10 protein-coding genes are annotated in these 12,584 nt (G+C 60.7%); 8 read left to right on the forward strand and 2 right to left on the reverse strand.

Features of this window, described 5'->3' with window-relative positions:
- Positions 1 to 113: 113 nt before the first annotated feature.
- Together HU763_RS02385 and bfr are read left to right on the forward strand one after the other, a co-directional pair.
- Positions 114 to 1,553, forward strand: coding sequence for a catalase (locus HU763_RS02385; protein ID WP_186690400.1), 1,440 nt, complete (start codon positions 114 to 116; stop codon positions 1,551 to 1,553).
- 163 nt (positions 1,554 to 1,716) lie between these two features.
- A complete protein-coding gene (gene bfr / locus HU763_RS02390; RefSeq protein WP_084857331.1) occupies positions 1,717 to 2,181 on the forward strand; it encodes a bacterioferritin in 465 nt (154 codons plus the stop codon).
- A gap of 134 nt (positions 2,182 to 2,315) precedes the next feature.
- Here the strand turns inward: bfr and uvrA are convergent, their stop codons facing one another.
- A complete protein-coding gene (gene uvrA / locus HU763_RS02395) occupies positions 2,316 to 5,150 on the reverse strand; it encodes an excinuclease ABC subunit UvrA (RefSeq protein ID WP_186690399.1) in 2,835 nt (944 codons plus the stop codon).
- 129 nt (positions 5,151 to 5,279) lie between these two features.
- Between uvrA and HU763_RS02400 the strand changes: the two genes are divergently transcribed.
- The 3 genes from HU763_RS02400 to HU763_RS02410 all read left to right on the forward strand — a co-directional run bounded on the left by HU763_RS02400 (position 5,280) and on the right by HU763_RS02410 (position 7,865).
- The gene (locus HU763_RS02400; protein ID WP_186690398.1) at positions 5,280 to 6,674 is read left to right on the forward strand and encodes an MFS transporter; all 1,395 of its coding nucleotides are present in this window, start codon (positions 5,280 to 5,282) and stop codon (positions 6,672 to 6,674) included.
- Between the two features lie 9 nt (positions 6,675 to 6,683).
- The gene (locus HU763_RS02405; RefSeq protein WP_170027998.1) at positions 6,684 to 7,223 is read left to right on the forward strand and encodes a single-stranded DNA-binding protein; all 540 of its coding nucleotides are present in this window, start codon (positions 6,684 to 6,686) and stop codon (positions 7,221 to 7,223) included.
- A gap of 183 nt (positions 7,224 to 7,406) precedes the next feature.
- Positions 7,407 to 7,865: a hypothetical protein gene (locus HU763_RS02410; RefSeq protein ID WP_186690397.1), complete on the forward strand. Its 459-nt coding sequence runs from the start codon at positions 7,407 to 7,409 to the stop codon at positions 7,863 to 7,865.
- Positions 7,866 to 8,087: 222 nt separating this feature from the next.
- Here HU763_RS02410 and HU763_RS02415 read toward each other — a convergent pair whose 3' ends face one another.
- Positions 8,088 to 9,488: an aminotransferase-like domain-containing protein gene (locus tag HU763_RS02415; protein WP_186690396.1), complete on the reverse strand. Its 1,401-nt coding sequence runs from the start codon at positions 9,486 to 9,488 to the stop codon at positions 8,088 to 8,090.
- 413 nt (positions 9,489 to 9,901) lie between these two features.
- On the opposite strand from HU763_RS02415, the gene HU763_RS02420 reads away from it, so the two are divergent.
- From HU763_RS02420 to HU763_RS02430, 3 genes are read left to right on the forward strand one after another with little or no spacing between them, the layout of a single operon-like run.
- Positions 9,902 to 10,927, forward strand: coding sequence for a TauD/TfdA family dioxygenase (locus tag HU763_RS02420; RefSeq protein WP_170028001.1), 1,026 nt, complete (start codon positions 9,902 to 9,904; stop codon positions 10,925 to 10,927).
- Between the two features lie 31 nt (positions 10,928 to 10,958).
- Complete coding sequence (locus tag HU763_RS02425; protein ID WP_170028002.1) at positions 10,959 to 11,744, forward strand: sulfite exporter TauE/SafE family protein; 786 nt, start codon at positions 10,959 to 10,961, stop codon at positions 11,742 to 11,744.
- A 23-nt stretch (positions 11,745 to 11,767) separates the two neighbouring features.
- A complete protein-coding gene (locus tag HU763_RS02430) occupies positions 11,768 to 12,529 on the forward strand; it encodes an SDR family NAD(P)-dependent oxidoreductase (RefSeq protein ID WP_186690395.1) in 762 nt (253 codons plus the stop codon).
- Positions 12,530 to 12,584 lie beyond the last annotated feature (55 nt).

Raw genomic sequence — 12,584 nt, forward strand, 5'->3', positions numbered from 1 at the left:
TTGTTTATTTCTATTGATACAAGTCATGTAATGAATTTGTTCTTGTAACCTTGCTCGTCAATACTCTCTCCACAGCCGATCAGCCGGCGCTTGTAGACCGATAAGGAGAGCCCATGAGCAAGATTCTCACCACCGCCAGCGGTGCCCCTGTAGCCGATAACCAGAACTCCCGTTCCGCCGGCCCACGCGGCCCGTTGCTGCTCGACGACTTCCACCTGATCGAGAAGCTTGCCCATTTCAACCGCGAGAACATCCCTGAGCGCCGCGTCCACGCCAAGGGCTCGGGTGCCTACGGTACCTTTACCGTCACGCGCGATATCACGGCTTACACCAGTGCCAAGCTGTTTGAGCAGATCGGCAAGCAAACCGAGACGTTCCTGCGCTTTTCCACCGTGGGTGGCGAGCGTGGTTCGGCCGACACCGAACGCGATCCGCGCGGCTTTGCCGTGAAGTTCTACACCGAAGAAGGCAACTGGGACATTGTGGGCAACAACACGCCGGTGTTTTTCATCCGCGACCCGCTGAAGTTCCCTGACTTCATCCACACGCAGAAGCGCCACCCGCAAACCAACCTGAAAAATGCGCAAATGATGTGGGACTTCTGGTCGCACTCCCCCGAGGCGCTGCACCAGGTCACTATCCTGTTCTCCGACCGCGGCATTCCGGACGGCTACCGCCACATGCACGGCTTCGGCAGCCATACCTACAGCCTGATCAATGCCGAGGGGCAACGTACCTGGGTCAAGTGGCACTTCAAGACTCAGCAAGGCATCAAGAACCTCGCCCCGGCGGATGCTGCACGCCTGGCCGGTACCGATCCGGACTACGCTCAGCGCGATCTCTTCGAAGCGATCGAGCGCGGCGACTATCCACGCTGGACCCTATGCATTCAGGTAATGAGTGAAGCCGAGGCAGCCAACCGCGACGAGAACCCCTTCGACGTCACCAAGACCTGGTCGCAGAAGGACTACCCGCTGATCGAGGTGGGTGTGCTTGAACTCAACCGCAACCCGCTGAACTACTTCGCTGAGGTCGAGCAAGCTGCATTTGGCCCAAGCAACATGGTGCCAGGTGTCGGTCTGTCGCCGGACCGCATGCTGCAAGGTCGGGTATTCGCCTACGCTGATGCGCACCGCTACCGGGTGGGTACCAACCACCAGCAGTTGCCGGTTAACGCGCCACGTTGCCCGGTTAACAGCTACCAGCGCGATGGCTCCATGGCCAGCGGCACGTACGGTAGCGCGCCGAACTATGAGCCCAACAGCTATGGCGACGCGCCGAAGCAGTCACCACGTCATGCTGAGCCCGCGCTGGCGTTGGAAGGGGCGGCGGACCGTTACAATCATCGCGAAGACAGCGATTACTACAGCCATGCCGGTGCGCTGTTCCGCTTGATGAATGATGAGCAGAAAGCCCTGTTGATCAACAACATCGCGGGAGCCATGGCAGGTGTAAGCCAAGACGTGGTCCAGCGCCAGCTGCAGTACTTCTTCAAGGCCGATCCGGCCTACGGCGAAGGGGTTGCCAAGGCTTTGGGCATCGATCTCGCCTAAGTCGAAGTGATAAGAAGAACCGCCCTCATTTGGGCGGTTTTTCAATGAATATCACTACTGTTCAGGGCTTTTTTTGCTTCTTATTGCGCATTTTTCAGTGACCGCAAGTAAAAGCTGGTTCACACTATGGGTAATAGACGTTTTCACATGGAGAAGCAGGGCGATGCAAGGCCACCCGGACGTAATCAACTACCTCGTCACGCTGTTGAAGGGCGAACTGGCTGCGCGCGACCAGTACTTCATTCACTCGCGTATGTATGAAGATTGGGGCCTGTCCAAGCTCTACGAGCGCATCAACCACGAGATGGAAGAGGAGACGCAGCACGCCGATGCCCTGATGCGTCGTATCCTCATGCTCGAAGGCACACCTGACATGCGCGCGGACGACCTGGAAGTGGGCAGCACCGTGCCGGAGATGATCGAAGCTGATCTCAAGCTCGAGTACAAGGTGCGTGCCGCGTTATGCAAAGGTATCGAACTGTGTGAGCTGCACAAGGATTACGTCAGCCGAGATATCTTGCGCGCGCAGCTGGCTGATACCGAAGAAGACCACACCTATTGGCTGGAGAAGCAGCAGGGGCTGATCAAGGCCATTGGCCTCGAGAACTACCTGCAGTCGCAGATGTAAACAGATGCTGGGGGCTGCTTTGCAGCCCTTCACGATACAAGGCCGCTCCTACAGCCGGCCGCATTTATCCGAGGATAATGCGGCGGTCTTTAGGCGCGGCCTTGTATCGATAGGGGCAAAGCGCCCCATTTCCCTCAAGCCCGATCCCGCTCCAGAAGCGGTTTCAGGTAATGCCCGGTATAGGACTGCTTCATCTCGCTGAGTTCTTCCGGTGTGCCACAGGCAATGATCTGTCCACCTTTCGAGCCACCCTCCGGCCCAAGGTCCACCAGCCAGTCCGCAGTCTTGATCACATCCAGGTTGTGCTCGATCACCACCACGGTATTGCCGTGGTCGCGCAGGCGATGCAGCACGTCCAGCAACTGCTGGATATCGGCAAAGTGCAGGCCTGTGGTCGGCTCGTCGAGAATGTAGAGGGTCTTGCCGGTATCACGCTTGGACAGCTCGCGCGACAGTTTCACCCGCTGTGCCTCGCCACCCGACAACGTAGTCGCCGATTGCCCCAGCTTGATGTAGGACAGCCCCACGTCCATCAACGTCTGTAGCTTGCGCGCGAGCGCTGGTACCGCGTCGAAGAACTCGCGGGCATCCTCGATGGTCATTTCCAGCACTTCGTGGATGTTCTTGCCCTTATACTTGATCTCCAGCGTTTCGCGGTTGTAGCGCTTGCTCTTGCACACGTCGCACGGCACGTAGATGTCCGGCAGGAAGTGCATCTCCACCTTGATCAGGCCATCGCCCTGGCAGGCCTCGCAACGGCCGCCTTTGACGTTGAACGAGAACCGCCCGGGGCCATAACCGCGCGAGCGCGATTCCGGAACGCCGGAGAACAGCTCGCGGATAGGCGTGAAGATGCCGGTATAGGTTGCCGGGTTCGAACGAGGAGTGCGGCCGATCGGGCTCTGATCGATATCCACCACCTTATCCAGGTGCTGCAGGCCATCCATGCTGCTGTGGGGCGCAGCCTCCAGGCTGCTTGCGCCATTCAGGGCGGTGGCGGCCAGCGGGAACAGCGTGTTGTTGATGAGCGTCGACTTGCCCGAACCGGACACCCCGGTCACGCAGGTCAGCAGGCCGATCGGAATTTCCAGGTCGACGTTTTGCAGGTTGTTGCCGCGCGCGCCCTTGAGCTTGAGTTGCAGCTTCTTGTTGCGCGGCGTGCGCTTGGCCGGCACGACGATCTTCTTGCGCCCGGACAGGTACTTGCCGGTCAGCGAGTCGGGGTGGGCCATGACTTCCTGTGGCGTGCCCTCGGCGACGATCTTGCCGCCATGTACGCCGGCACCGGGGCCGATGTCCACGACGTAGTCGGCCAGGCGGATGGCGTCCTCGTCGTGTTCCACCACGATCACTGTATTACCCAGGTCGCGCAGGTGATTGAGGGTGGCCAGCAGACGGTCGTTGTCGCGTTGGTGAAGGCCGATGGACGGCTCGTCGAGGATGTACATCACCCCCACCAGGCCGGCGCCGATCTGGCTGGCCAGGCGAATACGCTGTGCCTCGCCACCGGACAGGGTATCGGCGCTGCGGTCGAGGGTGAGGTAGTCGAGGCCGACGTTGACCAGGAACTGCAGGCGCTCGCAGATTTCCTTGAGGATCTTCGCGGCGATTTCGCCACGGCGACCGGTCAGGGTCAGGGCGCCGAAATAGTTGCTGGCTTCACCGATCGGCAGGTTGGTCACCGCCGGCAGGGTCTTTTCACCCACCCACACATGGCGCGCTTCGCGGCGCAGGCGAGTACCGCGGCAATCCGGGCAGGGCTGGGTGCCGAGGAACTTGGCCAGCTCTTCACGCACGGTGGCCGACTCGGTTTCGCGGTAGCGCCGCTCCAGGTTCGGCACGATGCCTTCGAACGGGTGCGAGCGCTTGACGATGTCGCCGCGGTCGTTGAGGTACTTGAAGTCGACACTCTGCTTGCCGCTGCCCTGCAGGATCACCTTCTGGTGTTCTGCCGAGAGCTCGCCGAACGGCTCTTCCAGGCTGAAGCCATAATGCGCAGCCAGCGAACCGAGCATCTGGAAGTAGTAAACGTTGCGCCGGTCCCAGCCGCGGATCGCACCTTCGGCCAGGGTGAGCTCGGCATTGACCAGGCGCTTGGTGTCGAAGAACTGCTTGACCCCCAGGCCATCGCAAGTCGGGCAGGCACCGGCAGGGTTGTTGAAGGAGAACAGCTTCGGCTCCAGCTCGCTGATGGCGTGGCCACAGACCGGGCAGGCGAAGCGTGCGGAGAAGATCGTCTCTTCGCCCGGTTCATCGTCCATCGGCGCCACCAGGGCGATGCCGTCGGCCAGTTTCAGCGCGGTTTCGAACGACTCGGCCAGGCGCTGTTGCAGGTCGGCACGTACCTTGAAGCGGTCGACTACCACATCGATGCTGTGCTTTTTCTGCTTGTCCAGCTTGGGTAGCTCATCGAGTTCGTAGAGCTTGCCGTTGATGCGTGCGCGGACAAAGCCTTGCGCACGCAGCTCGTCGAATACTGCCAGGTGTTCGCCCTTGCGCTCGCGAACCACCGGGGCCAGCAGCATCAGCTTGCTGCCTTCCGGGCGCTCCAGCACCAGGTCGACCATCTGGCTGATCGTTTGCGCCTCCAGTGGAATATCGTGGTCCGGGCAGCGCGGGGTACCGACGCGGGCATACAACAGGCGCAGGTAGTCGTAGATTTCGGTGATGGTGCCGACCGTGGAGCGGGGGTTGTGCGAGGTCGACTTCTGCTCGATGGAGATGGCCGGCGACAGGCCTTCGATGGTGTCGACGTCGGGCTTTTCCATCATCGACAGGAACTGCCGGGCATAGGCCGAGAGCGATTCCACGTAGCGACGCTGGCCTTCGGCGTAGAGGGTGTCGAACGCCAGGGATGACTTGCCCGAACCGGACAGGCCGGTGATCACGATCAGCTTGTCCCGGGGCAGGGTCAGGTCGATGTTTTTCAGGTTGTGGGTGCGTGCCCCACGAATCAGGATCTTGTCCACTGCGGCCTCGCTCGGCGGGCATAAACAAGGAAGTATACGGCGCGCTGCCAGTACGCGGCAAAGCGTCGCGTAGATGCCGTCAAGCTGTCGGACTGATAGAATCGCCGCCGGTTCACACGAGATTAATCCATGCACGACACCCACAACGAGCGCATGAGTGGCGGCGAAACCCGCGCCGCTGGCGGCCTGGCCCTGGTCTTTGCCTTTCGTATGCTGGGCATGTTCATGGTCTTGCCGGTGCTGGCCACCTACGGCATGGACCTGGCCGGTGCCACCCCTGCACTGATCGGCCTGGCCATTGGTGCCTATGGCCTCACCCAGGCCATACTGCAGATCCCGTTCGGGATGATTTCCGACCGCATCGGCCGTCGGCCGGTGATTTACCTGGGTTTGATAATCTTTGCCCTGGGCAGTGTCCTGGCGGCCCAGGCCGACTCCATCTGGGGGGTGATCGCCGGGCGTATCCTGCAGGGGGCCGGGGCGATTTCCGCTGCGGTCATGGCGCTGCTGTCCGACCTTACCCGCGAGCAGCACCGGACCAAGGCCATGGCCATGATCGGCATGAGCATCGGCCTGTCGTTTGCCGTCGCCATGGTCGTCGGCCCATTACTGACACGTGCCTTTGGTTTGTCAGGATTGTTCCTCGCCACGGCAGGACTCGCCCTGGTGGGTATCCTGCTGATTGCCTTTGTCGTGCCCAATACCAACAGCATCCTGCAGCACCGCGAGTCGGGCGTGGCGCGCCAGGCTATCGGCCCGACCCTGCGCCATCCGGACCTTCTGCGCCTGGATGCGGGCATTTTCATCCTGCATGCCATTCTCATGGCCAGCTTCGTCGCGCTGCCACTGGCCTTTGTCGAGCGTGGCGGCCTGCCCAAGGAGCAACACTGGTGGGTGTACCTGACCGCGTTGTTCATCTCATTTTTTGCAATGGTCCCGTTCATCATCTACGGCGAAAAGAAGCGCAAGATGAAACGCGTGTTGGCCGGCGCGGTGAGTGTCCTGCTGCTGACGGAGATATACTTCTGGGAGTGGGCTGACGGTTTGCGCGGACTGGTGGTTGGCACCGTGGTATTCTTTACTGCATTCAACCTGCTGGAGGCATCGCTGCCTTCGCTGGTGAGCAAGGTGTCGCCGGCAGGTGGCAAGGGAACGGCAATGGGGGTTTACTCCACCAGCCAGTTCCTCGGCGCTGCCCTGGGAGGAATCCTCGGCGGCTGGCTGTTCCAGCACGGCGGGCTGAACATGGTGTTCCTCGGTTGTGCGGTGCTGTGTGCCATCTGGTTGGTCGTCGCCTTGCGCATGAACGAGCCGCCCTATGTGACCAGCCTGCGCATGCCGCTGACGCCAGAGGCAGTCCGGGAAGCCGGCCTGACCGAGCGCCTGATGGCCGTGCCGGGTGTGACCGACGCCGTTGTGGTGGCAGATGAAGCCGCCATCTATATCAAACTGGATACGAAAATTTTGGACCGTACGACCCTCGAGCGCCTGGTGAACCCGGCCTCTTCGGCGTGCGAAGCCTAGGAGAACGTTATGGCCCGTGGGGTTAACAAAGTCATTCTGGTCGGCACCTGTGGCCAGGATCCCGAAGTCCGCTACCTGCCCAACGGTAACGCCGTGACCAACCTGAGCCTGGCTACCAGCGAGCAGTGGACCGACAAGCAGTCGGGCCAGAAGGTCGAGCGTACCGAATGGCACCGTGTGTCGCTGTTCGGCAAGGTTGCCGAAATCGCCGGCGAGTACCTGCGCAAGGGTTCGCAGTGCTACATCGAAGGCAAGCTGCAGACCCGTGAATGGGAAAAAGACGGTATCAAGCGCTACACCACCGAGATCATCGTCGACATCAACGGCACCATGCAGCTGCTCGGCGGTCGTCCGCAGGGCCAGCAGCAGGGCGGTGACCCGTACAATCAAGCTGGCGGCAACTATGGCGGTGGCCAGCAGCAGTACAACCAGGCCCCACGCCAGCAGGCCCCGCGCCCGCAACAGGCTCCGCAGCGCCCAGCGCCGCAGCAGCCAGCGCCGCAACCGGCAGCTGACTTCGACAGCTTCGATGACGATATTCCGTTCTGATCAGAGCCGCTAAACAGCTGGAAAGACTAAAAGCCCAAGGCAGTTGCCTTGGGTTTTTTTTCGAGCGAACCCGAGGCTTTAGGAAGAGCTAACCTTGAGTATCAGAGATTTCTGAAGTTCTAGTGGCGCGCAGTTTTCGCTGCCTGGATCGCTTAGTATCCACCATTTGTAATGAGGTGGGTCATGCAAAGCGGTGAGGGGGAATGCTTATTAGGTCAAGTAGACCTGAGGTCAGATGCACAAGAGTATACTGTCTCCGGTTTTTCGAAGATGTATGCAGATCATCTTGAGGGACCTGCTGGAGACCCTGTGTTTTACGGCAGGGTACTAATAGTCATTGGTTTCGCAGTGTCGGCGCTGGGCATTGGCATCAAGTTATGGGGGCCTGAGGTCATCTATTATGATCGGTTTTCAGGCCCTACCCTGTTCCAATACATACAAGCGAACTCCGGTCTCGTTGCAATGGCCGGCGGGTTGATGATGGCACGGGGCGGCAAGCAGCGGAATGAAGGTACTATTTATCCAGAGGATTTCCTTCTGTCTCGTTACAAGTTCGTAACGGAAGAGGGGCGAGATGTTAGCGGCCAGGTTTCCGTACGACACCTGGAAGGAGACAACTTCAATGTGTCTCTCAACTCGTAGTCGGTGAGTATGTCCGAACCTTATTAGTTAAAATCATCTTGATTTGAATAATGCCTCTTACCCGACGGTCTGCCCGCCGTTCTTTTGGCGGGTACCGTTCTGGGCATTTGTTTGGGCGACAAATACAGTTGTGTAACGGTCAGTGCCTGTTGGGGCGGCCTCGTGTCGCGAAAGGGGCGCAAAGCACCCGCAAATGACGCGGCAAGCCCATACCGGTTCAATTCAATAAAACAACCGCGGCTCCGGCGAGTCCAGCAGGCTTGCCAGCTTGGTCAGGGCAAAGCCCAGTTCCTGTCGGCTGGGGGCCATCAAGGCGATACGCACCCCGCAGGTGGCACGGCTGCGTTCTGGCAGGAACTGGCTGCCACTGACTACCGTGACGCCGTTGTTGCGCGCCAGGTTGGCGAATTCGTCGCTGGTCCATGGCTCGGGCAATTCCAGCCAGATGTGGAAGCTGTTGGGTTGGCTGCGGATCTGGTATTTGCCAAGGATCTCCCGGGCCATTTGCTGGCGCGCCGCTGCCTCGTCCTGCTGAACCCGCACCAGTTGGTCGGCCATGCCGCTGTTGATCAGGTTGCTGGCCAGTTGCGCCATCAGTGGCGATGGCATCCAGACGCTGCTGCGGACCATCGACGATAACCGCGAAAGGGTTTGCGGCGGGGCGTACAGGTAACCGATGCGCAGTGCCGGCAGGACACTCTTGGACAGGCTCGTGAGATATACCGAGCGCTCGGGTGCATACGCAGCCAATGGCTGGTAGTCCGCAGCAGGCTCGAGGAAACCATAGATATCGTCATCGACGATGAAAAGGTCGAACTCACGGGCAATCTCGGCGATGGCCTGGCGCCGGGCATGGGGCATGATCGAGTTGGTCGGGTTCTGGTGGGTGGTCACGCACACCAGCAGCGACGGGCGGTGCTCCAGGCAGGCTGCGCGCAATGCCTCGGGAATCAGGCCGTGCTCGTCCATGGCCACGCCGCGCAGGCGACGGCCCATGCTGTGGGCCAGGGAGATAATGCCCGGGTAGCAGAACGACTCGCACAGCACCACATCGTCGCTTTTCGACAGGCTGCTGATGGCCACCAGCAGGCCATGCTGGGCTCCTGAAGTCAGCACCACCTGTTGCCAGCGTGCCTCTGGCAGCCAGCGCTGGATCCAGCTTGCGCCGGCTTGCTTGTGGGTGGCGTGGCCGCCCTCGGTGACGTAGTCGAGCACCTGTGCCAGGCCGGGCGACGCGGCCAGTTCGTTGATGGCGCCGCGCAGCCAGTCGGTCATGTGGGCATCGTTGGGCTTGATGATCGAAAGGTCGATCTGGCCACTTTGACGCTCCGCGGGTGCTGGCGGCGGTGCGACGCTTGGTGCCGGGGCAGCGCTTTGCACCGGCCGCTGCGGCAGCACGAAGGTGCCGCGCCCCACTTCGCCTACCACCAGGCCACGCTTGGCGGCTTCGTCGTAGGCTCGGCCGATGGTGCCTGGGGTGACATTCAGGGTTTCGGCCAAGTCCTTGAGTGTCGGCAGGCGCTCGCCGGGCATAAGCCTGCCGCTGCCGATGTCTTGCTCCAAGGCGTCGGCGATCATCAGGTAGACCGGCTGTGCCAGGTCGCTGTAGTGAGGAACCCACATAGAAATGGCACCCAGAAAATGCGATAGCGCGGAAGCCTAGCACGAAAGCCTCAATGGGAGTAATTCTGTTTTTGTGTAGGTAAATTGCACCGATTACGTTGCAGGGGGAGGGCGCGCCCCAGGCAAAGGCGTTGCCGGTCCATCACAGGACAAAACAGAAATCTTTTGAAATCAATAGCTTGATTGAATCGATTCAATCGATCATTTGGTTCTGAAAGAAATAAATTGAATCGACGATATTTTTGAAATTACAATGATTGAGTCGATGCAATGTGCAGGCACCATGATGGCTCGCCTGCTTGGCCATCGCACAGCTGTGAACGGCTTAACAAAACCACGTCTGAAGCCGCTTCTGCCCGGCTTGGAACGACACCGAACGGCTTCGCGCCTGCTCAATGGAATACCAGTTCGAAATGGAAAGCGCACACCTGCAACAAGGGGCCGAGCCTCAGACCTCCCTCGAGATCCGCCTGCCCTGGGTCATCTCCAGTGCCTGGCAAACCCTGCTGAACAATACCCCGCTCGATTTCGAGGCGAGCAAGGAACTCTATCCGCAACTCAAGGACCAGGCCGAGGACGTGCTGGGCAGCGCGCTTTGCCAACAGATCCGCAGTTTTGTCGAAACACCGCACCTCACCAGCATGATCGTGCGCAACTGCCCACGGGACCGTGATATTCCGCCCACGCCCTATTCGGGGGTGCTCAGTCCGCGCAGCACACCTATCGCCTGCCTGGTCAGCCTGACCATGCAGAGCCTGATGGGGATCCACCCGGTCGTCTACGAGGGAGAGAATGACGGCCGTCTGTTTCGCCATGTCATTCCATCGCGCAGCTCGTCCAGCCACAAGAGTTCACATGGCTCGCGCCTGCGCTTTTCCTACCATGTGGACAACCCGGACCTGCCGCTCTCCAGCGAACCTCTCGGTACCGCGTCCTGCTGCCCGGAGTACCTGTCCTTCTTCGGCATGCGCTGCGACCCGCGCATCAGCACCACCCTGGTCAACCTCGATGCGGTGATCGCCGCGCTGTCGCCATCGACGGTGCGTGAGCTTTGCCTGCCACAGTTCGAAATCCGCCGCCCGGACTCATTTGCCAGCAACCGTCGTCGTACGGCCGAACTGCCGGTGCTGGCGCGTGGCCACACAGGGGAGTGGTTGTGCCGCTTCGACAGCGAGAACACCCACGGCCTCAACCTGCGCGCCGAGCAGGCCTTGGGCAACCTGCGCAGCGTGCTGGAAAGCCGCCGCTTCGATGAGCCGCACCTGCTGCTGCCAGGCGATTTCATGGTGTTCAAGAACCAGCGCGTGCTGCACGCCCGCGATGGCTTCGAGCCGCAGAACGACGGTGCCGACCGCTGGTTGTTGCGCGTGTTCGCGGTCAACGACCTGAGCCGCGTGCATTTCGCCCGGGCCGACCATCTCTACGAAGTTCTCTCCTGATCCCTTTTACTGACTCGATGGAAGTATTGCTATGGAACTGTTAGGCGCTTTCTGGGCGGAACACTGGTTACTCGCCATCCTCATGCTCGGCGCAATCGCCTTTGTCGCGGGCTTCGTCGACAGCATCGCCGGGGGCGGCGGGTTGTTCCTGGTGCCGGGCTTCCTGCTGGTCGGCATGCCACCGCAAGTGGCCCTCGGCCAGGAAAAACTGGTGAGTACCCTCGGCACATTGGCTGCTATCCGCAACTTCCTGGCCAACAGCAGGATGGTCTGGCAGGTAGCGCTGGTCGGCGTGCCGTTCTCGCTGCTCGGAGCCTACCTGGGGGCGCACCTGATCGTGTCGATCTCCCAGGAGACCGTAGGCAAGATCATCCTGGCGCTGATTCCGTTCGGCATCCTCATCTTCCTCACACCGAAGGATCGCCCAGTCGAGGAGCGCGAGCTGTCGTCGCGCATGCTGTTCACCGTGGTCCCGCTGACCTGCCTGGCCATCGGTTTCTATGACGGCTTCTTCGGCCCTGGTACCGGCAGCATGTTCATCATCGCCTTCCATTACCTGCTGCGCATGGACCTGGTTTCCAGCTCGGCCAACTCCAAGACCTTCAACTTCGCGTCCAACATCGGTGCGCTGGTGGCCTTTGTCATGGCCGGCAAGGTTGTCTACCTGCTGGCGCTACCACTGGTGGCCTGCAACATCCTGGGTAATCACCTGGGCAGCGCACTGGCCCTGCGCAAGGGGAACGAAGTGGTGCGCAAGGCGCTGGTGTTCTCGATGCTCTGCCTGTTCACCAGCCTCGGCGTGAAGTACTTGGCCTGACCCATCCCATTAGGAGACAACTGATGAAAACCGCATTCGTAACCGGCGCTTCCGCAGGCTTTGGCCGTGCCATCTGCCGCACGCTGGTCGGCAAGGGCTATCGCGTGATCGGCGGTGCCCGGCGCATGGATAAATTGCAGTCGCTGGAAGCCGAACTGGGGGTCAACTTCATCCCGCTGGCGCTTGACGTCACCGAACCTGCCTCGATCGCGGCCGCGATGGCGCAGATTCAGGACGCATCGCTGCACATCGACCTACTGGTCAACAACGCCGGGCTGGCGCTGGGCGTAGACCGTGCCCAGGCCAGCAGTGCGGAAAACTGGCAGCGCATGATCGACACCAACATCACCGGCCTGGCCATGGTCACGCACAAGATCCTGCCGCAGATGGTCGAGGCCGACAGTGGCATGATCATCAACATGGGTTCCATCGCCGGCACCTATCCCTACCCAGGCGGTAACGTCTATGGCGCCAGCAAGGCCTTCGTCCGCCAGTTCAGCCTCAACCTGCGTGCCGACCTGGCCGGTACCCGGGTGCGGGTGAGCAACATCGAGCCGGGGCTGTGCTCGGGCACTGATTTCTCGGTGGTGCGCCTCAATGGCGACCTGGAGGCCGTGCAGGCCCTGTACCGTGATGTACAGGCCATTCTGCCCGAGGACATTGCCGCCACGGTGGCCTGGATTGCCGAGCAGCCGGGGCATGTGAACATCAATACCGTCGAGATCATGCCCGTGGCCCAGAGCAGCGCCGCGCTGAATGTGGTGCGCAACCTGCCGCGCTGTTGATAGCACCCAGGCAACTTAAATGTCGAGCTGAAGTTGCTCGACATTTAAGGACGCT

The sequence above is a fragment of the Pseudomonas anuradhapurensis genome (assembly GCF_014269225.2).
Lineage (GTDB): Bacteria > Pseudomonadota > Gammaproteobacteria > Pseudomonadales > Pseudomonadaceae > Aquipseudomonas > Aquipseudomonas anuradhapurensis.